This is a genomic window from Mycolicibacterium lutetiense (genome assembly GCF_017876775.1).
Taxonomy (GTDB): domain Bacteria; phylum Actinomycetota; class Actinomycetes; order Mycobacteriales; family Mycobacteriaceae; genus Mycobacterium; species Mycobacterium lutetiense.
Genome location: NZ_JAGIOP010000002.1, coordinates 4,317,724 through 4,343,710, shown reverse-complemented (window position 1 = coordinate 4,343,710; position 25,987 = coordinate 4,317,724). Strand labels below are relative to the sequence as shown.

The window sequence follows — 25,987 nt, the reverse complement described above, 5'->3', positions numbered from 1 at the left end:
GGATGGAACGCCGAGCTTCCGCGATGGCAGAGAACGAGTGAAGTCCTATTGGTGGCTGAACGACTCGCGTCAGCGCGTGTTCAGCCGGTAGGGCAACGGGTGTCGGTAGTGCGCTTACTCGCTCCCTAATCCGCCACCTAGGTCTGCGTCTAGGTGGGGTTCCCCAGGAAAAGTGGACGCGGTTAGCTTGCTTCCAGGGTGACATTCAGGCTGCGCTCGTAGGTGATGGGTGAGCGCATTCCGATCGCTGAATGCCGACGTTGATGATTGTAGAATCGCATCCAATTGTCAACTGCTGCAATCAATTCAGCCATTGTGGCGAAAGTGTGCCGGTAGTAGTACTCATGTTTGAACGTCGACCACAGCGCCTCCGCGCCGGCGTTATCCCAGCAGATGCCGGTGGCACCCATAGAGCGCCGCAGCCCGTGGGCGCTGGCTGCGGCAGCCATATCGTGGGAGGTGTACTGGGTGCCGCGGTCCGATTGCAGTATGACGCCCTTGACGTGGCCGCCGCGGGTGAACACCGCCCGATCCACCGCGGTGGTCACCAACCCGGTGCGCATGTGGTCATCGACCGCCCAGCCCAAGACGCGGCGCGAATGCTCATCGCGGATCGCGCACAGGTACATGTCGCCTTCCCCGCAGCTCAGGTAGGTGATGTCGGAGGACCACACCGCATCTATACGACCCTGGTCAAACCGGCGGCCGACCAGATCAGGCGGGAACGACGCACAAGGATCGACGACCGTGGTCGTTTTGAAGGTGCGTGGGCTGATGCCCTCGATGCCCAGGTCGGCCATGATCGTTGCGACGGTGTTGACCGATACCCGTTCTCCGGCGTCGTGCAGATCAGCGGTGATCCGCGGCGAGCCGTAGGTGCCGCCGGAGTCCTTGTGGTGGGTCAAGATCTTGACTTCCAGATCCCGGCGTCGTTGGACCCGTGGCGTCGGCTCACTGGCCGACAGCCGGTACCGATGCTTGTAGTAGCCCGAGGTGGACACCCCCAGCAGCTGGGCCATGCGGGTCACGTCGTGGGAGGCGCACTCTGCGGCCATGAGCTCAAACCGGCTCACTTTAGATGCTTGCCCGCAAAGTACGCCGAGGCTTTTTCCAGGAACGCGATGTCCTTTGCCTGCTCGGTGACCTTCACCCGCAGCCGTACCAACTCAGCACGTTCATCCGGTGAAAGCGATTGCCCATCACCAGGATCGGCAACCCCGCCGCCTTCGGCGGCGGCCATCCGTCGCCGCTCCTGGCTCACCCACTTATGCAGCAGGTTCTCATGCAGATTCAGCTCCAGGGCAACCTCAGCCACCGGCCGATTCGAATCGATCACCCGATGCGCGGCCTCCACCCGGTACTCCGGGGTAAACGAACGCCGACGACCAGACATACGAACATCCTTCCAAGGGGACCACCGTCCCGCTATCTCAGATGTCCACTACTTCTGGGGAACCTCAAGGGGCGGCAGCACGTGATACGCGAGATAGAAGCGGTCATCGAACTCGCCATGACGATGGTACTGACTATTACTTTCAAGCGTGATCCATACATCGGCGCCTTCTTGGATTTGATTCGGGTGCACGTTCCAACAGAGAGTCACTTCGTCGCCCTTGCGGCCGTCTTCCATGACCATCGACTGGCCACGGCTCTTAACTCGAAGTTCCCATCTGAGGAGCCGACCGTGCGGGTCTGAGCCGATGCATTTGAAGGTGACGTAGTCGCCGGGACGCACGCTCAACTCTGCTGGCTTTCCATTGCCGGGCTGGTGCCCGAACGAGTCTGTGACAGAGATGATTTCGGGGTAGTACTTCAAGTCTGGTCCTTGCTCGCTGCGCCAGATCGTCACTTGATTGGTGATCTCTCCAACGATGCCTACCACGAGCGATTGTTCGAATGGGTACAGTTGCCGCCCATGCATCGTTGGATTGCGGAAACCCTCTAGCCGATCCATGTAGGTTTCGAAGTACCTCTTCTTGCCAAGGATCGGCTCAAACCTCGCCCAGTTCGGATCTCTCCTGACGATCTCTTTGAGTTGATGGAACTCCAGGTACTCGATCAGCTCGCTCGACGCGACGGTTCCCCGCCGCTTGGCCTTTTCAGCGGCCATCTTCTGTTCGAGACGGTCAATCTTGACCGTTGGATCGTCCCTCCAGTCCTCCGCCATCACTTCCCGTATGAGATCGCGAAGCACGCGCTCGACCAGGGTGATCGCTTCGTAGGGCTGCACGTCACAGACAGTAATAGCTCGCGGTGACCACGAGAGCATTTCCTCCGTGTGGTTCAGCGGCTCCGCGACACTGCGACGGTAGGCCCACGCCGCAACTGCGCCGCCAGCGCGGTAATTCGGACTTCCAGATCACGCACCGATACCAAGGCATTGGGGTGCCCCACCACCGACTTCACTGACCGTTCCAGGACCACCCTGGCAAGGCCTCAAGTTGGGCAGCTCGGGTGGATGGCATGCGACCGCGGTCGTATGCGTCACGTTGTGCACGTGCCCAGTTACCAACCGGATAGTCGTCGACAGTATGCCCGCGGGGCGGGTTGGCATGTCCGTTCTGCTCGCTGTAGCGGCGAAGCGCATCAAATCCGCGGTGCCACTGGGTATCCAGGGGTGACCACTGCCAGCCCGGCAGCACCTGCAGCGCTGCGGCTTGTTCTTGGGGCAGGGTGCCTTGCCGGTACTGATACCGCTTGCCGGTAACCCACGAGCCGAGCCGGAATCCGTCAACGACGGTGTGTTGACTGGGCGAGGCATGGCCGTTGGCTGCCGCAAAGCTTGTGAGGACCTCAAGACCAACGGTCCACTGCTCGCGCTGACGACCCCAGCTGAAACCGCGTAATGACTCAAGGGCGTTGACGCGCTCCGCCGGCAAGGTGCCGGCACGGAAGTCTTCTCGGCAGCGGTGAAGCCACTGCCCTAACGGGTACCCGTCGGGCTCGGCATCCTGCTGCACGTTGTCGAGGCTTCCGTGGAGTTTGACGTAGCGTTTGGCGGCCAATATTCCGTGCTGCCAGCGTGTTTCGTCCTGATCCCACGTCCAGCCCGGCAGTTTGTCCAGGAGGGTGATCTGGACAACGGACAGCTGGCCGTTGACGTGGGCGCTGCGTTGCGCCGCGGCCCAGGCCTGTATATCGACGCCGTCGATATCGGTCGCGGCGATGGCAACGATGCCGCGGTGCTTGCGGGCGTAAGCCTGCACGGTGTCGTAAGCGTGGCGCCAGCTGCCGGGGTGCGGGGGGCCCCACTGCCAGCCCTCAATGCGTTCGAGCGCCTTGACGCGTTTGGCGTCCAGCCCGCCGTTCCAGTAGTCATTTCTGCATTGAACAATCCATTTGCCGAGGTCAACGCCAAATGCCCGGACACCTCGGGCAACCTCGGCGGTGCCGCGCGCATCGCGATAGGTCTTCAACGCCTGCAAGGATCGTGCCCACTGGTCGGCGTCGGATTTGATGTCGGCTGAGCTCACGTGTAGATCGAAGGGGCCAGCCGGTATCCGGCCCCACGGATTGTGCGGATGAACTCTCCGTGTTCCGCGTCGATGCCGAGTTTGTCGCGCAGGCGTTTGACGTGCACGGCGACGGTGTTGGTGTCAGAGATACGCCCCCACACGGCGTCACTGATTTCTTCGGAACTGACGACTCGGCCACGCTGTTTGATCAAGAAGATCAGCAGTTCCAGTTCGCGCTGGGTGAGTTGGACTTCCCGGCCGCGAACCCGGGTTTCGTAGCCGTCGGGGTCGACATGGATGGGTCCGGCAAAGAAGGTGGCGGGCTCGTCGGCGCGTTTGTCACCGCTGAGCGCGAATGGGGCGATCGCGGTGATGTCATAAGGCCGGGCGATCACTGCCGAGGCACCGGCTTCGAGGACTTGGCGGGCTACGTCGTCGTCTTCTGGCGCCGAGCCAACCAGGATCGGTAGGGACCACCGGCCACGCACCGCGGCGGCGATGGTTGCCGCATCGACGGTGTCGGTGCGGGCCTGCAGCACCAGGGTGTCGGGAGGTTCGGCACCGACGGTCAGCAGCGCTTCAGCGCCATCGCTGCACCACACGGTGTCGATACCGGTGCGTGCAGCATCGTCCATCAGCTGTTCGGCGATCACCGCATCAGTGTCGACGAGCAACAGACTGCCGCGCGCGGGACCCACGGCAGCACGAAATGCTGGCCGGACGGACTCGTCGGCACGGCGTACCTCGATCGTCAAATCGTGTACCCCACCCTTCTCCTCACGCGCTCGCGATACCCCCGTGCGTGATGCGCATCCCGCCGACGATCAACCAAATCGGCCGGAGATGTAGTCCTCGGTCGCCTTCTTACCCGGATTGGAGAACATCTTCTCGGTGTCGTCGATCTCGATCAGCTTGCCGGGCTTACCGGTGGCCTCCAGATTGAAGAACGCGGTCTGATCGCTCACCCGGGCGGCCTGCTGCATGTTGTGCGTGACGATGACGATCGTGTAATCCTGCTTGAGCGTGGAGATCAGGTCTTCGATGGCCAGCGTGGAGATCGGGTCGAGCGCCGAGCAGGGCTCATCCATCAGCAGAACGTCGGGCTGCACCGCGATCGCGCGGGCGATGCACAACCGCTGCTGCTGACCACCCGACAGACCACCGCCGGGCTTGTCCAGCCGGTCCTTGACCTCGGTCCACAGGTTGGCACCGCGCAGCGAGCGCTCGGCGACCTCGTCCAGGGTCTTCTTGCTGCGGACGCCCTGCAGCTTCAGCCCGGCCACCACGTTGTCACGAATCGACATGGTGGGGAACGGGTTCGGACGCTGGAACACCATGCCGATGGTCTTGCGCACACCCACCGGGTCCACACCGGCGCCGTAGATGTCCTCGCCGTCGAGCAGCACCGAGCCCTCGACACGGGCACCAGGGGTCACCTCGTGCATACGGTTCAGTGACCGCAGCACGGTCGATTTACCGCAACCCGACGGGCCGATGAACGCGGTCACGCTGCGCGGCTGCACCGACAATCCGACATCGGCCACGGCGTGGAACGCGCCGTAGTAGATGTTGACGTCTTTGAGGTCAATACGTTTGGCCATGAGGAACGTTCCTTGCAGTTATCGGTTGCGGGTGAGAAGACGTGTCGCGATCGAGGCCAAGAACATCAGGATGCCCACCACGATGATCAGCGTCAACGCAGCGCCCCAGACACGCATTTGCCCGGCGGGTTGAGGGTTGATCAGTTCGGTGTAGATCAGCAGCGGCAGCGATGCCATGTTTCCGTCGAACATGTCGAAGTTGATGGAACGGGCGTATCCCACCAGGACTAGCACCGGGGCGGTCTCACCGATGACACGGGCGATCGACAGCAGAATGCCGCTGATGATGCCGGGCAGGGCGGTGGGTAGGACGACGCGGGCGATGGTGACCCACTTGGGGATACCCAACGCGAGGCTGGCTTCCCGCAGTTCGTCGGGCACCAGTTTGAGCATTTCCTCGGTGGAACGCACCACCACCGGCAGCATCAGCAGGACCAGCGCCAGCGAGACGGCGAAGGCACTTTGCGGGAATCCGAGGGTGGCGATCCACAGCGCGAAGATGAACAGAGCGGCCACGATCGAGGGCACACCGGCAAGGACATCGACCATGAAGGTGGTCACGCGCGCCAGCCGAGAGCGGCCGTACTCGACGAGATAGATCCCGGCCATGATGCCCAGTGGAATCGCGATGATGGCAGCGATACCGGCCTGCACGAGCGTTCCGTAGAGCGCGTGGTAGATGCCGCCGGCGAAGGACTCGGGCAGCACACCTTGCAGTGAGCGGGTCCACCAGCCCGATTTGGTGACGCCCTGCCAGCCCCTCTCGACGACGATGTAGAGCACCCAGAACAAGGGGATCAATGCGACCCCGAAGGCTGCGACGAATAGTGAGGTCGCGATGTTGTTCTTGATGCGTCGGCCGACGCTGACCGGGTGAAATGTCTGAGTTTTGACCGGGCTATCGAATGCGGTGGTCATCCGTTGACCTTCCCTCCGGCGACGGCGCGGGCGGCCGCATTGACCACGAAGGTCAGGGCGAACAGGACGAAACCGGCGGCAATGTAGGCGCCGGTAGGCAGGGGTGCACTGAATTCGGCTGCCGCCGAGGCGATTTTGGAGGCGAAGGTGTAGCCGCCGTCAAACAGTGACCAGTTTCCGGCCTGTGCTGCCGAGCGCAGGATGATCAGTACGGCGACGGTTTCGCCGAGCGCACGACCGAGGCCGAGCATCGAGGCGGCGATGACACCGCTGCGTCCATAGGGCAACACGGTCATACGTACCGTTTCCCACTTCGTGGCCCCCAGTGCCTGGGCGGCTTCGATCCGGGCGATCGGGGTCTGACGGAACACTTCCCGGCTCACCGAGGTGATGATCGGCAGGATCATCACTGCTAGCACCACACCGGCGGTGAAGATAGTGCCACCGCCAGCTAGCGACACGTTGCCGGACTTGAACAGAAACAGCCAGCCCAGAGAGTTGTTGAGGAAGCTGGCTACCGGCTCCAGCCAGGGCGCCAGGATGAAGATTCCCCATAGGCCGAAGATGATCGAGGGCACCGCGGCCAGAAGATCGATCAACGAGCTGAACGGGCGGGAGAGCCGCGTCGGGGCGTAGTGGGTGAGAAACAGCGCGATGCCCACCGCGACCGGCACAGCAAGCGCCAGCGCGAACACCGAGCTGAGCACGGTCACCATGAACAGGTCGCGGATGCCGAACCTCAAATTGTCGGCGTCAGCGGTGTTGAACTCGGTGCTGGTGAAGAAATTGGCGTGGTTGGCCCCGAGCGACGGGATGGCACGGATCAGCAGAAAGATCGCGATGAGCGCGATCGCGATGACGATGGTCGACCCCGCAGCGACAGCGAGCGCCTTGAAGATACGGTCGCCGAGCTGACCGCTCCCGGCGCGGATGGCGCTCGTGGTCTTGGTGGCCTTGTCCGGATCAGGCATAGATGCAGTCTCTCCCCCTTCGGGGGCCGCCGGTGAAGACGGCCCCCGAAAGGTTCCCGAGATGTCTGGCTGTAGGGCCATCAGTGATTCCGATCAAGCGATCGCGTCGACAGCGGCAGACAGCTTCGATTCGAATGCTTTCGGCAGCGGGATGTACCCGTTGTCAGCCAATCCAGCCTGGCCCGCGCCGATCGTGGACTGCAGGAACGCCTTGACTGCCTGGCCGGTTTCGGCATCAGGGTACTTCGAGCAGACGATCTCGTAGGTGGCCAACACGATCGGGTAGGCCCCGGTCTCAGTCGGCTTGTAGAACGAGACGGTGTCCAGGACGAGGTCGTTGCCTTCACCCTTGACCTTGGCGCCCGTGATGGTCTTGCCGACGGTGTCGGTACTGATCTCGACCGGCTCCGGACCTGCTGAAGTGACGACCTTGGCCGTCGACAGTCCCTGCGCCTGGGCGAAGGACCATTCGTTGTAGGTGATCGATCCCGGGGTGTTCTTGATGGCTGCCGAGGTGCCCTCGTTACCCTTGGCGCCCTCGCCGACACCGCCGGCGAACGCCTTGCCCGCACCCTTGCCCCAGGCGCCATCCGAGGCGGCGTCGAGGTACTTCTGGAAGTTGTCCGTGGTGCCGGATTCATCGCTGCGGAAGACCACCGTGATCGGCTGGGCAGGCAGCGTGGCCTGCGGGTTGAGCGCCTTGATCGCGGGATCGTCCCAGGTCTTGATGGTTCCGTTGAAGATCTTGGCGGCGGTGGGCCCGTCGAGCACCAGCGAGTCCACGCCCTCGAGGTTGTAGGTGACAGCGATCGGGCCGAACACCACCGGGAGGTTCCACGCCGGCGATCCACACCGCTCGGCGGCCTTGTCGTACTCGCCCTTGTCCTTGCTCAGCGGGGAGTCCGAACCACCGATGTCGGTCTGCTTCCCGACGAACTCACTCACACCGGCACCGGAGCCGTTGGAGGTGTAGTTCAGTGTGTAGCCCGAGCACGCCTGCTCGTAGGCGTTGACAAACCGCGTCATGGCGTTGGCCTGCGCAGTGGATCCGCTGGCCTTCAGCGACTTCTTGCCTGCACAGTCGACACCTGCCGACGACTGGCCGGCGGCACTGGTGGCACCAGAGCCGGACTCGGCGTTGTTGTCACTGCCACATGCCGATAACACCAGGCTGCCTGCGGCCATCAGGCTCAGTGCAGCACCGAAACGGTTGAGCTTCACGTAGCTCCTTTGAAGAGGTCAGGGTGGTCAACCGAGTTGCCACCACGGCGGGCCAAGCCACGGAAACGGTGTTCCGCAGAGCAGACGATCGCTGCTCGAAACCTGAACCTAGAGGTTCCCTGTGAACCCACAGCACAACCCGGATGAACGGAAGATGAACCACCTTGACGACCTCGGGCCAAATTCACGCTGACCTCTTGACGACTCCGATATAGCTCAACAAGTATTGAGTCAATATTCTTCGACTGAAACCTTCTCCGCCACCGAAAGGTCCCCGCTACCACTTCGCAGGACACGGACTGCGGCATCCGCGACGTGCGCCGTTTCGCTAGAGACCCGAAAGGGGTCACCTTGATGGCCGACAACTCCACCACCCATCAGCGCTCCGACCTGTCCATCGATCAACAGCTTGCGCTCAAGACCGCAGCGGTTCGGCTAGAAAGCGAGTTCGCCGACAGCTTCGGCATCGAGACCATCGAGCGATTTCTGCACTCCTCCTATGACCAGTTCGCCAGTAGAGCCTCGATCCCCAGGTTCCTGCCGCTGCTGGCCGAGCGGTTCGCACGCCAACGGCTACGGGCGCTGGCCAAGGTGGAAGGCAAAAGCGACACCGGCCAGCCCACCGTGCTGTTCCTATGCACCCACAACGCCGGTCGATCCCAGATGGCCCTGGGATTCTTCAGCCACTTCGCCGGGGATGCGGCGGTGGCGTGGTCGGGCGGCTCGGAGCCCGGCAACGAGATCAACCCGGCCGCGGTAGCCGCGATGGCCGAACGCGGCATCGACATCTCCGGCGAGTACCCCAAGCCTTGGACTGAAGAAATTGTTCAGGCCGCCGACGTGGTGATCACGATGGGATGCGGCGATGCCTGCCCGGTCTTCCCCGGTCGCCGCTACGAGGAATGGAAGCTGGAGGATCCGGCCGGCAAGAATGTCGATGCCGTGCGCCCCATCCGCGACGACATCGAACGGCGAGTTCGTCAGCTGCTCAACGAACTTGGCGTTGCCGCTCATGCGTAGCCGCCCGCGCAACGGGCTCCACTCCTGCACTTCCACCGCCGGAGGACACGGGGCTGGTCCTGTGAGACCGTATCCCGGCGGCCCGCTGCGTTCCGCGCTCACCGCGGCGGTTGAGTGGCTGCGCGCCGGCTACGCCGAACAAGCGCCCCGGCCAGGCCATTCGACGTTGATCGCGCTGTGTGGGCCAGTGTCTCTGACCACGCGCCAACTCGGCTGGGCGGTCGCCGCGATCGGCGATGGCCCGTCTTCAGACCCTGACATCGACGTGGCAATCACCATGGCCACCAACCGGTTACCGACACCCAGCCAGCGTTGCGCCGTCAGCCGGGCCATGCGCCCGCGGTCACCGTAGGGTGCATTAGATGCAGCCGTGGCCACGCTATGGAGGAAGGTGTCAGGGCCCACGACTCGATGCCGAAGCTCAGGCCTCGGGATCGAGCGGCCCTAGGTCTCGGCCTTTGACCGGCTGCTGCTGGGGGCCGGGCACGGGTCGATCCGGGGCGAAGGCGACCTGAAAAGTCGAGCCATGATGAGGCACCGCCCGCAAGGTGTTCCCATCCTCGACAAGCTTGGCGGACAGGAGCTTTCTGGTGAGCGCTCCCAGTGTCAACTCCTGCGCGCCGACAGTGACGTGCAGAGGTTCGACAATGACGAGCTCGTAGTGACGGGTGGCGTCGATCGGTGCACTGGCTTGCTGAGCGAATTCGATCGAATCCCAGCTGCCGATCAGCGTTTTCCCTTCGATGAGGGCTGCTGCCGCGGCAACTGAATGGACGCCGTCGGTAGTGACGGTAGACAGATCCGGCACCTGGACCGGCGTTGCGGTGCGCGTCTGCACGGCGGCCAGATTCCGCACGTAGTCAAGGACCGAGTCCGCAATCGTCGCACCCTCAGGTATGCCCTGGAAATCATGGAATGGGCCGTACTTCTCGGCGGCCTGCAGTGTGTTCGGGGGGTGCAGGCCGGCGATGAACTGCAGACTGGGAAGTACTTGTGCCGCGTTCGCGTCGACGAATCCCGAGTGTCGGAAACCGATCGTGACGGCCTGTGTGTCTTCGTCGAAGGTGCTCTCGAAGGTGACGAACCCGGTCTCGTCGGTTCCCTGTACCCATAGGCCGGTCATCGAAGGACCGGTCGATGCGGTCATGGTGAAGTGTAATTCCGGCCCGGAGCTGCCGTCGGGGGTCCGGATGCGAAGTCTCAGATCGTGCTGATTACCAATGGGTTCGATGATCAGGCGGGAAGTCTTGTCGGACGCTTGCTGCCCGAGACCGCCGGGCAGATCGGCATCGACTCTGACTGGCACGGTCAACGATTTGCCGTATTTACGCCAGTCATCGAACGCCGCCCGGTCGAAGCTGGCGTCATCGAAGGCAAACTGCAGGCTGATTGGGATCGGCCGCTCATTGAGCGCCTCCTGGAACCTGACATAGATGCGGAACGTCAGTGTTTGGCCGTCACTTTGGATTTCTTGGGTGGCGGCAACAAGATTGGGCTCTTCGGTCAGAGTCGGAGGGGTCGGATCGATGCTGACGCCATATCGGAAATGAGGGTCCGCGTCGAGGACCGCCTGCAGCCGCAGCAAGTGCGCTCTGCTCTCAGCGGGGGTCAGCACCGCCACAGTGGAGTCCGAGTTTGCGTCTGGCAGGGTGGCGTCGGTCTGCAGGATCAGGGCGAGGTCGGCGACAGCGGCCCGCAGTCGATCCTTGCCGTCGCGCAGGTAGTAGTCGATGACATGCGGGTAGGCGCCGGCAAGGGTTTCGCAGAACGGCCGGCCCTCCCATTTGATGATTCGGCCCGGGGTGTCATACCAGGCGCGGATCGTGGCGATCTCCTGCTCGGTAAGCAGGGGTTCGCTGGTTGCGGGGTCGATAGCTTGGGCGAGTTCTCCGATGACTTCATCGGACATGCCAGTGAACCACTCGAAATGGTTACCGACGGTGGGGTCGACCGGCATGACCAGATACCAATTGTTGATCGGCAATCCGCGGCGAACCATCCCGACCATCAGACGGCGGAAAGAGTCCTTGATTTGTCGCTTCTCGCTGGACTCCAGTGTGCTGGCGAACTTCTTGATCTGGTAGACATCCACAGCGCCCCCAGGCGCCGGAACGATCACATCAATTCCGAAATCGCCTTGCGACGGGCGGACCCGGGTGGCTGTCGGGTACTTGCTGTACAACAGGTTAGCGAGCACTGTCTCGGCTTCATCACCACTGAGCTCGGACCACTCCACTCGCGCCATCGGCCAACCTTCCCCGTTTCGGTACCGCGCACTCGGCCCACTCCTCGCACCGAACTCGTTGTGACTACTTCTATTCAGCGAAAAGTCGCCGCGTCGCGTGAGGGTAGCGTGCCGTAGCTTGCTGCAAGTTCGGTTCGGGTTGCGCCGTGGCGCGGCGATGCACGTTGCCCAAGCTGGCGCGGATGCCCACGAACCCACCTCACCCGGTGGGCGGCGCCCTGGATCCCCGCGAAAACGTGTTGCCCGGGTGAGACCTAGCGGGCCGTCAGCAGGTGCGCGACGCGCTCAAGCGCGGCTTCGTTGACCCGGTAATAGGCCCACTTGCTGCGCTGCTCACGGCTGACCAGGCCGGTCTCGACGAGCATCTTCATGTGATGCGACACCGTCGACTGCGACAGACCCAGGGGCTCGGTGAGGTCACAGGCACAGGCCTCACCGCCAGCCGAGGCGGCGATCAGTGACAGCAGCTTGACTCGGGCCGGGTCGGCCAGGGCCTTGAACACCGCGGCGAGCCGTTCGGCTGCCGGCGTGTCGATCACCCCGCCGGTCAACGGAGAGCAGCACGCACCGATATCGGTGGCGGTCACCGCGACAGTTGCGCTGGTCATGCACCCAGTATGCCACATATATTGACAAACATCGATGTATCGAGCATTGTCGATGTATCGATAGTTGTCGATCCGAGGAGTGAAGATGACCGACCTGCCCGTTGTCGTGATCGGTGCCGGCCCGCAAGGCCTGGCTGCCGCTGCGCACTTGCTGGAACGCGGCCTAACGCCGCTGGTGCTCGAAGCCGGCAGCGGGCCGGGTTCGGCGATCCAGGACTGGTCTCATGTACGTACGTTTTCGCCGTGGCCCGAGCTGATCGATGCGGCGGCGGCCCGGCTGTTGGGTCCGACCGGGTGGGTGGCTCCTGCTTCCGGGTACCCGACCGGGCAAGAATGGATCGATGACTATCTGACGCCGTTGGCGCAGGCGCTCGGTGACCGGGTGCGTTACGGCGCCCGGGTGGTGGGTGTTTCGCGTCAGGGCCACGACCGAGTGCTCAGCACTGGGCGTGCCGAATCCCTGTTTGTGGTGCGCATCAGCGACGAGGCCGGTGTGCAGTCCCGGGTGTTGGCCCAGGCCGTGATCGATGCCTCGGGGACCTGGACGCAACCCAATCCTGTGGGTGCCGATGGACTTCCGGCCATCGGTGAGCAGTCGGCCGCGGACGCGGGGTTGGTGACCTACATCCCCGCCTCGCGCCACCAGTCCGAGAAGTTTTCCGGTCACCATGTCGTCGTCGTGGGCAATGGCCATTCGGCGATGACCGCGGTGATCGAGTTGGCCGAGGTGGTCCGCGAAGATCCGTCCACGCAGGTGTCGTGGGTGTGGCGCCGCGGCAGCGTGGGTGATGGTTTCGGTGGCGGCGAGGCCGATGCGTTGCCGCAGCGTGGCGCGCTGGGAATTCGGGCCCGTGCGGCTGTCGATGCCGGACTGGTCAAGCTGCACACCGGGTTTCGCACCGAGCGCGTCGATCGCGTCGAGAACCGGGTGGTGCTGGTGGCCGATGACGAGCGCACGCTGGCCCCGGCCGACCATGTCGTGGTGTTGACCGGTTTCCGGCCCGACCTGTCGTTCCTGTCGGAGGTGCGGCTGGATCTCGACCCGATCCTGCAGGCGCCGAGCAAGCTGGCCCCCGAGATCGATCCCAACCTGCACTCGTGCGGCAGTGTGCCGCCACACGGCGCTGCCGAGCTTGCCCATCCCGATGAGCCGGGCCTGTATCTGGTGGGGATGAAGTCTTACGGGCGTGCCCCGACCTTCTTGGCGTTGACCGGCTACGAGCAGGTGCGCAGCGTGGCCGCGCAACTGGCCGGTGACCACGACGCGGCGCAACGGGTCGAGTTGGTGTTGCCCGAGACCGGGGTGTGCAGCGGTGGCGGCCTGGCTGATGACGCGGAGGCTGCCAACGAGGGCGGCTGCTGCAGCACGGCGAGCGCCCCGCAGCCGTTGACGTTGTCGCTCAACCCGATCGGCGGATGAACTCACCACGCCGTGCATCACTGCCATCCCGCGTCGGGTCGCACGGCCCGCGCGGGGTGCTGGTGACGCTGTGTGTCACTGAGATCGTCAGTTGGGGTGTGCTCTACTACGCCTTCCCGGTGTTGTTGCCCCAGATCTGCGGTGACACCGGTTGGTCGGCCTCGGCGGTGACCGCCGCGTTTTCTGCAGGCCTGCTCACCTCGGCGGTCATGAGCGTCCCGGTGGGCCGGGCGCTGGACCGCCATGGCCCCCGTTGGGTCATGACGGGTGGTTCGGTGCTCGGTGTCGCCGCGTTGCTGGCGATTGCCGCTGCCCCCACCTACGGGTGGTTTCTCGTCGGGTGGGCGCTGGCCGGCGTGGCGATGAGCGCGGTGTTCTACGCGCCGGCGTTCGCCGCGCTGACACGGTTTTTCGCGCCCCATGCCGTGCGGGCGCTAACCGTGCTCACCTTGGTCGCCGGGTTCGCCAGCACCGTTTTCGCCCCGATGACCGCGGCGTTATCGGCGCATCTGGATTGGCGCAGCACCTATCTCGTGCTCACAGTGTTGCTGGCGGCGGTGACCATCCCGGCCCACCTCGTCGGACTACGCAGGCCGTGGCCGGCAGTCATCCATCATCACGGCGTGCAGGCTGCGACCCTCACGGCACGTACCCGCCCCTTCGTAGCATTGACGGCGGCGTTCGCCCTCTCAGCGCTGGCCTCCTACGCCGTGGTCATCAACCTCGTCCCGTTGATGGCCCAGCGCGGGATCAGCACCCAGGCGGCGGCGGCGGCCCTCGGCCTCGGCGGCGTGGGCCAGGTCCTTGGCCGCATCGGCTATCAGAGTCTGGTGCAGCGCTTCGGCGTCGTCACCCGCACCATGCTGATCATGGCCATCATCGCGATCACCACCGTGCTGTTGGGCCTGTTCACCTCACTGGCCGCGCTCATCGGCGTCGCGATTGTGGCCGGCATGGCGCGCGGCATCATGACGCTGTTGCAGGCCACTGCCGTGACAGAACGCTGGGGCACAGCCCATTACGGGCATCTCAGCGGAATTCTGTCGGCACCGCTGATGTTCACCACCGCGCTGGCCCCATTCATCGGCGCCGCGCTGGCCACTGTGCTGCACGGTTACGCAGCCATGTTCCTGGTCCTGGGCGCGGTCGCCGGCCTGGCAGCGATCTTGGCCACCGCCACCGGCGTGGCTGCACCCCAATTCGCCAGCGATGCGCCACCACCGAAAGAAGCGTCACGACAATGACTTCCGCCTCACCACAGGACGCGATCGTGATCGGCGCCGGCCAATCTGGACTGGCCGCCGCCACCGCGCTAGGCGACCACGGCCTGCACCCGCTCATCGTGGAAGCACGTGCCGAACCCGGCGGGTCCTGGCCGGACTACTACGCCAGCCTGACCCTGTTCAGCCCCGCCCGCTACAGCGCACTGCCCGCCGTGGCGTTCCCAGGCGATCCCGACCACTACCCGCACCGCGACGACGTCATCGGCTACCTGCGCGGCTATGCCGCAGACCTATCCGTGGACATCCACACCGGCGTTGAGGTCACCACCGTCACCGGCGACCCGAGTGGCTTCACCGTCTCCACCGCCGCCGGCCAGCAGTGGAGCACCCCGATCCTGATCGCCGCGACCGGCAGCTTCGCCAAGCCCTACCTACCGAGTTTTCCCGGAGCCGACACCTTCACCGGCCAGCTGCTGCACGCCAGTGCCTACCGCAGCCCCCAACCGTGGGCGGGGCAGCGCATCGTGGTGGTGGGCGCAGGCAATTCGGCGGTGCAGATCGGTGCCGAGCTGGCCGCGGTCGCCGAGGTGACCCTGGCCAGCCGAGACCGGGTGCGGTTCATCCCCCAGCGACCGTGGGGACGCGACATGCACTTCTGGTTCACCGTCACCGGCCTGGACGCCGCCCCGATCGGGCCGTGGCTAAGTAACCCGCCGACCGTTCCGGTGTTCGACCACGGCACCTATCGGGATGCGGTCGCCGCGGGACGTCCCGACCGACGGCCGATGTTCCGTCGTCTCGACGGCGACGCGGTGGTGTGGGCCGACGGCACCCGCGAACAGGTCGATACCGTGCTGTGCGCGACCGGCTATCGGCCCGCCCTGGACTATCTCGCCGGGCTGGGGGCCCTCGATGACCGTGCGATGCCCCGCCAGCGGCGCGGGTTGTCGCTCATTCATCCGGGGCTGGGCTTCGTGGGTCTGGAGTGGCAGCGGTCCCTGTCTTCGGCATCGCTGCGCGGTGTCGGCCGTGACGCCACCTATGTCGTGAACAAGCTGGTGGCCCGCAACCCTTCCCACCACGGTGTGCGGCGATGATGGCCGGCCACCTGTGGCTGCGCGGCGGATCGGTGCGCTCAGCCGACGGCACCGAGATCACCTACCTGGTGCGTGGTGACGGCCCGGTCCTGGTGGCTGTGCACGGTGGCCTGGGCAGCGCGCTGAGTCTTGTGCCGCTGGCCGATCATCTCACCGACCGGTTCACTGTCGCGCTGGTCAATCTGCGCGGACACGGCACCAGTCAGCGTGGCCTGTCACCGCCGCACATCGACCGCTACACCGAGGATGTTTGCGCAGTCATCGACACTCTTGGCCCTATCGATGCCCTGTTCGGCTACTCGTTCGGGGCGGTTGTGGCATTGGAAACCGCCTCGTCGGCAACGGATCTGGTGCCGCGCCTGGCTCTGTATGAGCCACCGCTGCCGGTCACCTACCCCATCCCGGACCTGGATTGGATCCGCGGCATGCTCGACGCAGGGCGCTTTGAAGAGTTGGTTCTGCACGCGCTGACCCGCGGGGGCGGCGGGCTTTCACCGGCCGAAGTTGCTGCCGCGCGGGACAATCCGTTGTGGCTGGCCAACGTGGCGCACGCCCCCACGCTGCTGCCCACTATGGAAGTTCTGTCTGGACTGCCCGCTGATGTGCGCCGCTACGCCGGCCTACGCAGACCCACCACCCTGGTGTCCGGGACGGCCAGCGCTGCGTTTCTGCACCAGGCCATCGAGTTGCTCGCACGAGAGTTATCCCACGCCAGGCTGGTGCAGTTGACCGGCCAGGGCCATCATGTCGCGCCCGAACCCTTGGCCGCGGTGCTGAAAACGACTTGGCGGCAGTGATGGTCCACCGGCGGGGTGCGAGCAGATCCCCGTTCGCATCCCGCCGGTGTCCGTCGTGTCAGCGCGCGCTCTGATTCGGGATCCCGCCGCGCAGCAGCTCGTGGGTAGTCGGGGTGTCAGTCGTCAGCCACAGACGCAACAGATGGCGCCGCCGGCTCAGTTCGTCGTGGTCGGTGTATTGCTCGCGTGAATGCAGCACGGTGGTGTTGTTGAGGATTTGCACGTCGCCGGGGCGGAAGTCCATTTCGATATGGAAGGCCGCATCGTTGGCGATGTTCTCGACCAGGCGCAGGGCGGCCAACTGGTCATCAGACAGTCGAGGTGCGCCCGCGTGCTGTTGGGAGTCGCGGATGTACCAGGCAATGAAGAACAGCCGTGGGATGCCGTCGATCTCGGTGATCGGCGCCAATTCGAAGAATTCGGGTTCCCCCGCGGGCTGTTCGCCGTTGCGGCTCCACGGCATGGGCCGATACATCACTTCGACCAGGTGCGGGTCGTGGCGCAGCATCTCGTTGTAGACCGCGTGGGCACTGACAATTTTCGATTCGCCACCGGTTTTGGCCGGATGCAGACACAGCAGGCCCACTAGATCCGAACCGTCGCTGTGGAAGTCCTGGCGCAGATTGGTCCGGTACTTGCGCACATCCGGGCCGTGCTCGCCGCGCTCATCGCGAATATGGGTGATCAGGTTGCCGTGGCGATCCTGACCGACGGGCTGGCCCAGCAGGCTTCCCAGCCCCAGGTAAGCGTGCTCGATCTCAGACTCGGCGAGGTCCTGGATCGGGAAGTCGCGCAGCCGTAGGAAACCTGGCCCTTGCTGCAGCATGGCTGCCCACCGCGTCGCCGCCGGGGCGAAGTGGCGGCCCAGGTCCTGCTGCGATCCGCCGCGCCCGTAGTCAATCAGGGCCTGGCGGTCCGCGTGCGAGAGGGCGATCGACCATGCGTCCTCATCGGGGAAATCCGCAGGCGTCCACACCGACGGCAATTCCACTGGCACTGAAGCGATCACGGGAGAACTCCTTATCGACGGGGTGAAACTGTTTGATGGATCGGGTTAGCAGCAGGTCGCCAACACGCCGCGCAAGGCGTCGAGGGCAGCGACATGCGCCCGGTAATAGACGTTCATTCCGCGTCGCTGCGACAGCGCCAATCCCGCCTTCTTCAACTGGCCGAGATGGTGGCTGACCGTGCCGTCAGACAGACCGACGGCGGTAGCCAGATCTTGGGTGCACAGCTCACCGTCGCGGGCGGTCAGCAGGATCGACATCAGCCGTAGCCGCGCTGGATCGGCCAATGCCTTGAGGCGCAGCGCAAGTGCGACGGCGACAACCTCATCCATCGGCGCCGCGGAGATCGGGGCGCAACAGATCGGGGCACTGACATCGATAACAGGCAACGCCTTGGGCATGACGCCAACCATAACCACCTTTTTGATATATATCAAATGACCAGCGGTGTGGATTCCCAGCGCCGAGCACCGTGGCGGCGGTGGTCGTGTTGGCTTGCGTGTCGGCGGTGGCTGCGACACTGGGGGCAGTGGCCGCGCCGGTGTGCTGGGCGGGTTGCTCGGATGCGCCGGGGGTCGGCCATCTGCGGGGGCGGTCGACACGGGGGCGGTCGTGGACAGTGCGGTGATCGATGGAACCGATCCGGCAGTTGTGGTGTCGGCGCAGGAGTTGCGGGCCTGGACCGATGCCGAGGTCGAGGCCACGACGTTTCGGTGCTGCGGCTGCATTGTCGAGATGTACCCGAAAGCCCACCGCCCCGACCGACGAGTGCAGGCGCACTTTGCCACCAAACCGCTTCGCCAGCATGTGAACTGCACCCTGGTTGATGACACCGCAGCTGCCGGTGGCGTGATCGCCGGCGGTCCCCCTGGCCGACTGCCGGTGCTGCGGCCGACCCGGTTGGTCGAATCAGAGGACCGCAAGATCAGCGGGGAACCCGCCGCTGGCTTGTCGCCCAGCCCTGATCGCCGCCGGACCTCACTAGTGCCAGTATCGGCGACAGGTGACGTACGCCGAAGAACCTCAGGCAGCGCGATCGCCCGATCGGTCAGGCCATTCGCGGCGGCGTTTCTGGAGATGAGCGCCGAGGAGCGCCGACAGGCGCCGATCGAGCTTCCGGGCGTCAATGCCGATCGCTACCAATTCGCGTTCAAGGGACTGCCACGCCGCGACATCGTCAGGCTGCCGCATCGGCGGGTGCTTCATGCCCAGCTGCGCTGGACGGGGCAGATCGCCGACGTCGACGGCATCTACCGCGTTGAGCTGTACGCCGGTGAAGGCTACGATCCCGACACGCGCCGATTCACGCGGCCGTGGACGCTGGCAGTCGATCATCGCGGCTGGACCTCGGGGCAGCGCAACCATTTTCGCGACGAGTTCGCCTCGGTATCGGGTGCCGCACGTGATCATGGCCTGACGCCATGGGCGTTCGCGCTGGCCGATCAGAATCCCGCAGACCTCATAGAATTGACCCTCACCCGCCGGTCATATGTCGCGTTTTTGCCCGGTCAGTGAATCGTGGCTGGCCAGCCATCGTCACACTCGGAGGTGTCTGCACTAGTCAGCCGGTTTGATCCGGGACAGGCGCTCAGACCTGGCGATGCCCAATTGGCCAGAGGCCAGTGCAGTAGTCCAGCAGATCCTTGATATGCCGTCCGCTTGGCCGACCGCGTGCTGGTACCCGGCACGATCCAGTTCGTCCACGTCGGGATCAATTGTGATGCAACGGCGCGGCTTCCATGCTGCGGCGGTGTGTGTCAGCCGGGTTCTCAGCGTCGGCGGGGTAGGCGTGGATGAGTACGGTGGTCAGTTTGGGCACCGCGTGGATGAGGTCGTGTTCGGCGTCGTGGGCGATGCGATGGGCCTGTACGAGAGTCAGTGCCGGGTCGATGTCGAGTTCAGCGTCGGCGTGGAGGCGATGCCCGATCCAGCGCATCCGCACACTACGAACCCCCCGCACTCCCGCCCGGGTGGCTAAGGATTTCTCGGCGGTGTCGATGAACGCAGGATCCACACCGTCCATCAACCGGCGGAACACATCACGGGCCGCGGTGCGCAGCACCGCGAGGATCGCCGCGGTGATCCCCAACCCGATGATCGGATCGGCCAGCGGGAACCCTAACGCGACACCCCCGGCGCCCAACACCACGGCCAGGGAGGTGAATCCGTCTGTGCGGGCGTGTAATCCATCGGCCACCAGCGCCGCTGATCCGATCCGGCGGCCGACGCGGATCCGGTACAGCGCCACCCATTCGTTGCCGATGAAGCCGATGACCCCGGCCGCGGCCACCCACCCGAGGTGGTCGATGGGTTGGGGATGAATCAACCGCAGCACCGCCTCGTAGCCGGCGATGATCGCCGACAAGGCGATCATCGCGACCACGAACACACCGGCTAGATCCTCAGCACGGCCGTAGCCGTAGGTGTAGCGCCGGGTGGCGGCTTTGGTGCCCAGCGCGAACGCGATCCACAACGGCACTGCGGTCAACGCATCGGAGAAGTTGTGGATGGTGTCAGCAGCCAGCGCGATCGACCCCGAGATCACCACGATCACGATCTGGCCGATCGCGGTCACGCCCAGCACCAGCAGGCTGATCTTTACTGCGCGGATTCCCGCGGCGCTGGATTCCAGGGCGCTATCGGTACTGTCGGCGGCGTCGTGGCTGTGCGGGGCGAAGATCTCGGCGACCACCCCACGCAATCCGCCCCGATGACGATGACCGACCCCATGATGATGTGCATGGGCATGCTGGTCGCCGCCATGAGCACGGCCAGCCCCGTCGCCACCGGAAGTCTCTGAGGCCGTGCCTATTTCGCCGTCGCGGTCACTCATTGCCGACCCACCGTGCGGGGCTGTTGGGAGGCGTCCAAGGCGCGCACGCCGGGGTCGTGGCGGTGGTGGGCCGGCACACCCGGGCCTGCGTGCTCAGCGTTGAACACCGCATCGACCACGAGTTGGCGCACGTGCTCGTTTTCGAGGCTGTAATAGATCGTGGTGCCCGCACGTCGAGTGCGCACCAGGCGCGCCATCCGCAGTTTGGCCAAATGTTGCGACACTGACGGCGCCGGCTTACCCACCCGCTCGGCCAACTCGGTCACCGAGCGTTCCCCCTCGGCCAGCGCCCACAACACCTGAATGCGGGTGACATCGGCCAGCATCCGGAACACCTCGACCACCAGGGCCGCCTGATCCTCAGCCAGCGGCCCAGACATTCCGTTATCTGCATTCATACGCAGATAATAGCCGATGTGGCGGTGCGGATCCGAAAAATCAATCTACGCGCGGCACCAAACGCACTGGCCGACATGTTCATGGGGCCCAGTTGCGTGACGTGGATCACTCAACCGCGGCCGATCGGGCGCACATCAGGGTTGCATCAGCCGCCGGATGGATCCTCAAGCAGGTCACCCGCCGGAACGCCGAGCACCTCGGCGATGTCGTAGAGCCGCTCAAACAACAGCCCGCGTTTGCCGTGTTCGACGTGGATGAGCACATTGCGCGTGACGCCCGATTCCAGGGCCAGTGCTTCCTGGGTCAGTCCCCGTTCGATTCGCAAGCTGCGAATACGCAGGCCTACCGCGTGGCGGCGCTGGGCCCACAGGGCGGCTCGTTCGGGATCTGTCTGGCTGGGTCGGGTCGGCACGCCACCCAGTAGCCAGCCCAGCAACACGAGAGTCTGCCCTACTAGTAGTACATTGAGATGGCGGGGTCTCAGGAGTGGCTTTTCCGAAGCGCCGGTGCGAGGAGGATTGTGCCCGGCCGCGCAGGAGGCGGGTGACCGCCAACCAGACGCCCTCCAGTGCCCTCCTGAGACTTCGCCCCACTGTTCAGATCCCCGCGTCCGCCGCTGGCACCATCGCATCGGACAGCACCCGCGCGAGTACAGCTGCGCGAGAACTGTTGTTACCGAATATGTTCGGTATCGCAGCGCGGCCGCCGCTAGGTGATGCTGTCGACTGCAGCCGAAACCTTGGATTGAAAGTCGGGCGGCAGCGGGATGTAGCCGCTCTTGTTGAGGCCGGTCTGGCCCGCGGTGATGGTGGAGTGCAGGAATGCCTTGACGGCCTTGCCCACCCCCGGGTCGGGGTATTTCGAGCAGACGATTTCGTAGCTGGCCAACACGATCGGGTAGGCACCCTTTTCGGTGGGGCGATAGATCGGTGCCAGGTCCAAGACGATGTCGTTGCCCTGGCCGGTAATACCGACCGACGAAATAGTTTTGCCGACCCAGTCGGAGCCGATGTGCACGATGCCGGCAGAGGTCCTGATGTCGGCGGCCGCCAGCTCCTTGTCGATGGCATAGGACCACTCGTTGTAGCTGATGGCTCCCTCGGTGTTCCTTACGACCTCCGAGGTGCCCTGGTTGCCGGGGGCGCCCTGACCCGTGCCGCCGTGGAACACCTTTCCGGCGCCGTGGGTCCATGCGCCTTCGGAGGCGGTCTGCAGATACTGCTGGAAGTTGTCGGTGGTGCCGGATGCGTCGCTGCGATAGACGACGTGGATGTCGAGAGCGGGCATTTTTCCGTTGAGTGCCACGATCGCCGGGTCGTCCCATCGGGTGATGGCGCCGGTGAAGATCTTGGCCAAGGTGGGCGCGTCGAGGGTCAGCACGTTGACCTCGCTGAGGTTGAACGTGATGGCCAGGGGGCCGAAAGCGACAGGCAGGTTCCAGGCGTCCGAGCCGCCGCAGCGTTGCGCGGCGGTCGCATATTCCTCACCCTGCAGCGGGGTGTCCGATCCGCCGAAATCCGTTTTGCCGCTGAGGAATTCCTCGACCCCTGCCCCTGATCCGTTGGCGGTGTAGGTCACCGTTTTGCCCGGACAGGCGTCCTGATAGGTCTTGATGAATCGGGTCATGGCGTTGGCCTGTGCTGTGGATCCGCTCGCGGTCAGGGTCTGCTTGCCCTCACAGTCCACCGTGGCGTTCTTGGCGTAGGGCTGCACCGGGCCGGTCGTGGCGCATCCAGCCAGAAGCAGTGCCCCGCCAACGGCCAGACCTGCGGCTGTGCGGTATCGGCGAAATTTCATGTCGATTGTGTCCTTTGTGTTCGGGGTGGATACGTGTGCGCTCCGGGCAGCCAGCCGCACATAGCTGCGGCCTGACCATTGCGGGTTGGAAACGTTGTGCGCCAACAACAGCGCGGCCACGGCGCAGTGCCGCGGCAATCGATTCGGCCCGCACCATTCACCTGCGGTCCGTCTCCATATCGCTCAACCATGATTGCCTCAATAATGATTGAGTGATCTCCTGATGGGCAAGTGCGGTAACGGGATTCGGCAGGTGATGTCACCGACCATTCATCTCCCAGGTGGCGAACGTTCACAGACGGAGGTCCTCCGGGACGCGAGCCCTGCGGTGTGCATGACCTGGTCCAGCACGACCCGGCGCCTGCCCTCGGTGACAGCACTGAGAAAGCTGCGCGACGACGCGAGGCGGTCCCCAGCGGGAAGGATGGGCGGCGTGGGCCGAGCGGTTCTGGGCCGCCAGGTAGGTCGGGCCTTGGCTTGACGACCTGCCATCGCTCAATGACCATTGAGCCAATGGATGGTCAGCCAGATCTCGTTGAGGCGTCGCGGCGCGCCGAGATTCATGCTGCCCTGGCCGATCCGTACCGGGTGGCGATCGTTGATCAGCTGTTGATCGCCGACGCGTCGCCCTCGGAGTTGCAGGCTCAACTGTCGGTGCCGTCGAATCTGATGGCCCATCACCTGCGGGTCTTGACCGAGGCCGGGCTGATCGGGCGCACCCGGTCCGAGGCCGATCGACGCCGCACCTATTTGCATCTGCAGCGTGAGGCGCTCGAGCAGCTGGTGCCCGCGGCGGTGCGTCATGCGCGCCGGGTGGTGTTTGTCTGTACGCAGAATTCGGCTCGAAGCCAACTCGCGGCTGCCATCTGGAACCGGCGCAGCCCGGTGTTGGCCACCTCGGCGGGAACGCACCCGGTGGACCGTATTCACCCGGCTGCGGTGGCTGCTGCACGGCAGCGGCGGGTCCCGATGTCGATGCGGGCGCCGCGTCATCTCAACGAAGTGTTGACTTCTGGTGATCTGGTGATCGCGGTGTGCGATAGCGCCCATGAGGAACTCGCACCCGACCCCGCGCGGATCCACTGGTCAATTCCTGACCCGGTGCACAGCACCAACTCGGATGCCTTCGAGAACACCGTGGACATCCTCGCCGGCCGGATCGATCACCTTGCGCCCTACGTGCAGGCAAGCTGACAACCGACGACCAGGCCGCCACGCAGAACACACCCCGTACGGGCCTCAGCTGCCCAATCGCCTAGTGGTCACTGCAGCTCAATAGCCGGGCTGGGCTAGAGCGTCAGTCGTTGAGGTCGAGTTCGGCAACCGCCGACTTGGCGGTCCGGCCGACGCCGAGGATTGTGGCCGATCCCGGTCCGGTCCAGTCGCCATAGCCGAGCAAGTGCAGGCGTGGTTCGGCCAGGGCGCGGGTGCCGGCGGTCGGCACGGTACCGTCCTCGCCGCGCAACCGGAGTGGCCGAAGGTGGGAAAGGGCGGGGCGAAATCCTGTCGCCCACAACACCACATCAGCGTGGTGGACTCGCTCACCCCAGGCCACGCCATCAGGTGTCAGGCGGTCGAACATCGATACCGGTGTGAGATCGCCGCGATCGCGCGCGGCCAGGACTTCGGGGACCATCACGATGTCACCGAGTGCGGCGACCCCGCCGGGATCGGGCTGCCCCGCGGCCAGGGCGATAGCCCGACGGGACGCAGCCTCGAACAGGGCTCGGCCGTCCACACCGTCGGGCAGGAATCTCGGCGGTCGCAGCGTGGCCCACAACGTGCTGGCGGCCGCCGGGGAGATCTCAGCGACCAGCTGGGCCGCGGAATTGCCACCACCGACCACGACGACATCGGCGTCCGCGAACTTAGCTGGCGTGCGGTAGTCGACGGTGTGCAACTGTCGTCCGGCGAAGGTTCGCATGCCCGGGTACACGGGCCAGAACGGCTGCTGCCAGGTTCCGGTGGCGCTGATGACGCGGCGCGCCCGCCACGCCCGAGTCCCCGCTTCGACCCGCAGTTCGGCGCCGTCGCGACGTATCGCGCTCACCCGCACCGGCCGCTCGATCGGCAGGTCATAGCGGGCCTCGTAGGCGGTGAGGTAGTCCACGACGTGACTTGCCGGCGGAAACCCGCTCTTCCACGGCGGCATGGGCCACCCCGGCAGAGAGGCGTACTGGGCCGGGGAAAACAACCGCAGTGACGGCCAGGTGTGGGGCCATGCACCTCCGGGTGCGGGTTGGTCGTCGAGGATCACGAAGTGGTGGCCAGCCCGGCGCAGGTAGTACCCAGCGGCCAGCCCGGCCTGCCCGCCGCCGACCACAACGACATCCACACCCGTTGCCATTGGGATCAGGGGGCGCAGTGTTTTGAGGTCAGTTCGGCGATCAATGCCTCGACATGGGACTTGATCTCGTCGCGGATCAGGCGAACTGATTCCAGCCCCTGACCGGCGGGGTCTTCCAAAACCCAGTCGCGGTAGCTTTTGCCGGGAAAGACCGGGCAGGCATCGCCGCAGCCCATCGAGATCACGACGTCGGAGGCCTGCACCGCGTCCACGGTGAGGATCTTCGGGCTCTGTGCGGAAATGTCGATACCGACCTCTGCCATCGCCTCCACCGCGGCCGGGTTGACCTGGTCGGCGGGCGCGGAGCCTGCGGAGCGGACCTCGATGCGGTCTCCGGCCATCGCTGCGAGGAAACCGGCGGCCATCTGGGATCGGCCGGCGTTGTGGACGCAGACGAATAGCACGCTGGGGGTGGTTGGCATGGGCAATCCTGTTCAGATCAAGGGACGAAAGGTAGTGGCGGCCAGGGCCCTAGCAGCAGGTCGTTAACGTTGATCTCAACGCATCCAACGATTTCGCGTTCGCTTCGTAGAACACATTCATGCCGCGCCGATGCGCGGTGACCATCCCCGCTTTCCGCAGCTGGCCGAGGTGGTGGCTCGTCGTCGATTCGGCGAGCCCAACCGCGGTGGCCAGATCGCATGTGCACACCTGACCCTCCACGTCGGTCAACAGAATCGACATCAGTTTGATCCGCACAGGGTCGGCTAATGCTTTGAGCCGCAACGCGATCTGCAGCGCCGCGTCGTCATCGAGCGGTGCCGCCGAGACGGGTGCGCAGCAGATCGGTGCGGTCAGATCAATGACCGGCAACGACTTGGGCATAGGTTTCACCCTAACTTGGATATCGACTTATGCCGAAAAGGTTGGTTCAGCCTGAATCCAGGGCGGTCGCGGCTCCACGCTTGGGTGGCTATGCTCATGGCTCCTCGGGGACGGGATGGGCTCGGTGTGGGCTAGAGCTTCAGGCAACACCCGACGTTGGGGATCGGCATTTGGGCGGCCGTGGCCGCGGTGCGGGTGCGCTT

At 64.8% G+C, this 25,987-nt stretch carries 28 protein-coding genes; 8 read left to right on the top strand and 20 right to left on the bottom strand.

The annotated features are described in order from the left end of the window. Nucleotides 1-182 precede the first annotated feature (182 nt). The 9 genes from JOF57_RS30085 to pstS (JOF57_RS30045) form a co-directional block, all read right to left on the bottom strand. Nucleotides 183-1,073 (bottom strand): IS3 family transposase, encoded by an 891-nt coding sequence (locus JOF57_RS30085; RefSeq protein ID WP_209913100.1) that lies wholly within the window; start codon nt 1,071-1,073, stop codon nt 183-185. Beyond that, on the bottom strand, nt 1,070-1,393 hold the full coding sequence (locus JOF57_RS30080) for a transposase (protein WP_209915717.1): 324 nt from the start codon (nt 1,391-1,393) through the stop codon (nt 1,070-1,072). Before JOF57_RS30080 ends, JOF57_RS30085 begins: the two co-directional genes overlap by 4 nt. A gap of 48 nt (nt 1,394-1,441) precedes the next feature. Next, the gene (locus JOF57_RS30075) at nt 1,442-2,230 is read right to left on the bottom strand and encodes a Swt1 family HEPN domain-containing protein (protein ID WP_209923165.1); all 789 of its coding nucleotides are present in this window, start codon (nt 2,228-2,230) and stop codon (nt 1,442-1,444) included. 172 nt (nt 2,231-2,402) lie between these two features. Further along, complete coding sequence (locus JOF57_RS31380; protein WP_209923163.1) at nt 2,403-3,473, bottom strand: helicase associated domain-containing protein; 1,071 nt, start codon at nt 3,471-3,473, stop codon at nt 2,403-2,405. Continuing rightward, a complete protein-coding gene (locus tag JOF57_RS30065; RefSeq protein WP_209923162.1) occupies nt 3,470-4,210 on the bottom strand; it encodes a winged helix-turn-helix transcriptional regulator in 741 nt (246 codons plus the stop codon). Before JOF57_RS30065 ends, JOF57_RS31380 begins: the two co-directional genes overlap by 4 nt. 69 nt (nt 4,211-4,279) lie before the next feature. Next, entirely contained in the window at nt 4,280-5,056 is a 777-nt protein-coding gene (gene pstB / locus JOF57_RS30060; protein ID WP_209923160.1) for a phosphate ABC transporter ATP-binding protein PstB, read from the bottom strand. Between the two features lie 18 nt (nt 5,057-5,074). Next, nucleotides 5,075-5,974, bottom strand: coding sequence for a phosphate ABC transporter permease PstA (gene pstA, locus JOF57_RS30055; RefSeq protein WP_209923158.1), 900 nt, complete (start codon nt 5,972-5,974; stop codon nt 5,075-5,077). After that, complete coding sequence (pstC, locus tag JOF57_RS30050; RefSeq protein ID WP_209923157.1) at nt 5,971-6,945, bottom strand: phosphate ABC transporter permease subunit PstC; 975 nt, start codon at nt 6,943-6,945, stop codon at nt 5,971-5,973. The genes pstA and pstC overlap by 4 nt, the downstream gene beginning before the upstream one ends. A gap of 93 nt (nt 6,946-7,038) precedes the next feature. Then, the gene (gene pstS, locus JOF57_RS30045) at nt 7,039-8,166 is read right to left on the bottom strand and encodes a phosphate ABC transporter substrate-binding protein PstS (RefSeq protein ID WP_209923155.1); all 1,128 of its coding nucleotides are present in this window, start codon (nt 8,164-8,166) and stop codon (nt 7,039-7,041) included. A 354-nt stretch (nt 8,167-8,520) separates the two neighbouring features. On the opposite strand from pstS (JOF57_RS30045), the gene JOF57_RS30040 reads away from it, so the two are divergent. Both JOF57_RS30040 and JOF57_RS30035 read left to right on the top strand, forming a co-directional pair. Further along, nucleotides 8,521-9,186 (top strand): arsenate reductase ArsC, encoded by a 666-nt coding sequence (locus JOF57_RS30040; RefSeq protein WP_209923153.1) that lies wholly within the window; start codon nt 8,521-8,523, stop codon nt 9,184-9,186. 61 nt (nt 9,187-9,247) lie between these two features. Further along, the gene (locus JOF57_RS30035; RefSeq protein WP_307870127.1) at nt 9,248-9,538 is read left to right on the top strand and encodes a hypothetical protein; all 291 of its coding nucleotides are present in this window, start codon (nt 9,248-9,250) and stop codon (nt 9,536-9,538) included. 69 nt (nt 9,539-9,607) lie between these two features. Here JOF57_RS30035 and JOF57_RS30030 read toward each other — a convergent pair whose 3' ends face one another. Together JOF57_RS30030 and JOF57_RS30025 are read right to left on the bottom strand one after the other, a co-directional pair. After that, nucleotides 9,608-11,431, bottom strand: coding sequence for a hypothetical protein (locus JOF57_RS30030; protein WP_209923150.1), 1,824 nt, complete (start codon nt 11,429-11,431; stop codon nt 9,608-9,610). A 254-nt stretch (nt 11,432-11,685) separates the two neighbouring features. Next, entirely contained in the window at nt 11,686-12,039 is a 354-nt protein-coding gene (locus tag JOF57_RS30025; RefSeq protein ID WP_209923148.1) for an ArsR/SmtB family transcription factor, read from the bottom strand. Between the two features lie 85 nt (nt 12,040-12,124). Here JOF57_RS30025 and JOF57_RS30020 point away from each other — a divergent pair, with 85 nt between their 5' ends. Genes JOF57_RS30020 through JOF57_RS30005 form a run of 4 tightly spaced genes read left to right on the top strand, consistent with a single transcriptional unit; the run spans nt 12,125 to nt 16,576 of the window. Next, nucleotides 12,125-13,459: an NAD(P)-binding domain-containing protein gene (locus tag JOF57_RS30020; protein ID WP_209923146.1), complete on the top strand. Its 1,335-nt coding sequence runs from the start codon at nt 12,125-12,127 to the stop codon at nt 13,457-13,459. Then, the gene (locus JOF57_RS30015) at nt 13,456-14,703 is read left to right on the top strand and encodes an MFS transporter (protein WP_209923144.1); all 1,248 of its coding nucleotides are present in this window, start codon (nt 13,456-13,458) and stop codon (nt 14,701-14,703) included. The genes JOF57_RS30020 and JOF57_RS30015 overlap by 4 nt, the downstream gene beginning before the upstream one ends. Further along, nucleotides 14,700-15,779, top strand: coding sequence for a flavin-containing monooxygenase (locus JOF57_RS30010; RefSeq protein ID WP_209923142.1), 1,080 nt, complete (start codon nt 14,700-14,702; stop codon nt 15,777-15,779). Before JOF57_RS30015 ends, JOF57_RS30010 begins: the two co-directional genes overlap by 4 nt. Beyond that, nucleotides 15,776-16,576 carry an alpha/beta fold hydrolase gene (locus tag JOF57_RS30005; protein ID WP_209923140.1) on the top strand — a complete coding sequence of 267 codons (801 nt, stop codon included), beginning with the start codon at nt 15,776-15,778 and terminating at the stop codon, nt 16,574-16,576. The genes JOF57_RS30010 and JOF57_RS30005 overlap by 4 nt, the downstream gene beginning before the upstream one ends. A 58-nt stretch (nt 16,577-16,634) precedes the next feature. On the opposite strand, the gene JOF57_RS30000 is transcribed toward JOF57_RS30005, so the two are convergent. Continuing rightward, complete coding sequence (locus JOF57_RS30000) at nt 16,635-17,585, bottom strand: TauD/TfdA family dioxygenase (RefSeq protein WP_209923138.1); 951 nt, start codon at nt 17,583-17,585, stop codon at nt 16,635-16,637. A gap of 45 nt (nt 17,586-17,630) precedes the next feature. Next, the gene (locus JOF57_RS29995; protein WP_209923135.1) at nt 17,631-17,984 is read right to left on the bottom strand and encodes an Rv2640c family ArsR-like transcriptional regulator; all 354 of its coding nucleotides are present in this window, start codon (nt 17,982-17,984) and stop codon (nt 17,631-17,633) included. Nucleotides 17,985-18,030: 46 nt separating this feature from the next. Here JOF57_RS29995 and JOF57_RS29990 point away from each other — a divergent pair, with 46 nt between their 5' ends. Further along, nucleotides 18,031-19,098 carry a hypothetical protein gene (locus JOF57_RS29990; RefSeq protein ID WP_234938285.1) on the top strand — a complete coding sequence of 356 codons (1,068 nt, stop codon included), beginning with the start codon at nt 18,031-18,033 and terminating at the stop codon, nt 19,096-19,098. A gap of 196 nt (nt 19,099-19,294) precedes the next feature. Here JOF57_RS29990 and JOF57_RS29985 read toward each other — a convergent pair whose 3' ends face one another. The 4 genes from JOF57_RS29985 to pstS (JOF57_RS29970) form a co-directional block, all read right to left on the bottom strand. Beyond that, nucleotides 19,295-20,275: a cation diffusion facilitator family transporter gene (locus JOF57_RS29985; RefSeq protein ID WP_307870126.1), complete on the bottom strand. Its 981-nt coding sequence runs from the start codon at nt 20,273-20,275 to the stop codon at nt 19,295-19,297. A 137-nt stretch (nt 20,276-20,412) separates the two neighbouring features. Beyond that, complete coding sequence (locus tag JOF57_RS29980) at nt 20,413-20,814, bottom strand: ArsR/SmtB family transcription factor (RefSeq protein WP_209923132.1); 402 nt, start codon at nt 20,812-20,814, stop codon at nt 20,413-20,415. Nucleotides 20,815-20,960: 146 nt separating this feature from the next. Next, entirely contained in the window at nt 20,961-21,227 is a 267-nt protein-coding gene (locus JOF57_RS29975) for a helix-turn-helix domain-containing protein (protein ID WP_209923841.1), read from the bottom strand. Between the two features lie 296 nt (nt 21,228-21,523). Beyond that, nucleotides 21,524-22,612, bottom strand: a complete 1,089-nt coding sequence (gene pstS, locus JOF57_RS29970) for a phosphate ABC transporter substrate-binding protein PstS (RefSeq protein WP_209923130.1) — start codon at nt 22,610-22,612, stop codon at nt 21,524-21,526. A 513-nt stretch (nt 22,613-23,125) separates the two neighbouring features. Here pstS (JOF57_RS29970) and JOF57_RS29965 point away from each other — a divergent pair. Then, nucleotides 23,126-23,806, top strand: a complete 681-nt coding sequence (locus JOF57_RS29965) for an arsenate reductase/protein-tyrosine-phosphatase family protein (protein WP_209923128.1) — start codon at nt 23,126-23,128, stop codon at nt 23,804-23,806. Nucleotides 23,807-23,909: 103 nt separating this feature from the next. Here JOF57_RS29965 and JOF57_RS29960 read toward each other — a convergent pair whose 3' ends face one another. The 3 genes from JOF57_RS29960 to JOF57_RS29950 are packed head-to-tail and all read right to left on the bottom strand — an operon-like array spanning nt 23,910 to nt 25,784. Then, nucleotides 23,910-24,959, bottom strand: a complete 1,050-nt coding sequence (locus JOF57_RS29960; protein WP_209923126.1) for an ArsO family NAD(P)H-dependent flavin-containing monooxygenase — start codon at nt 24,957-24,959, stop codon at nt 23,910-23,912. 5 nt (nt 24,960-24,964) lie between these two features. Beyond that, nucleotides 24,965-25,381: an arsenate reductase ArsC gene (locus JOF57_RS29955; protein WP_209923124.1), complete on the bottom strand. Its 417-nt coding sequence runs from the start codon at nt 25,379-25,381 to the stop codon at nt 24,965-24,967. Between the two features lie 49 nt (nt 25,382-25,430). Beyond that, a complete protein-coding gene (locus JOF57_RS29950) occupies nt 25,431-25,784 on the bottom strand; it encodes an Rv2640c family ArsR-like transcriptional regulator (protein ID WP_209923122.1) in 354 nt (117 codons plus the stop codon). Nucleotides 25,785-25,987: the final 203 nt, after the last annotated feature.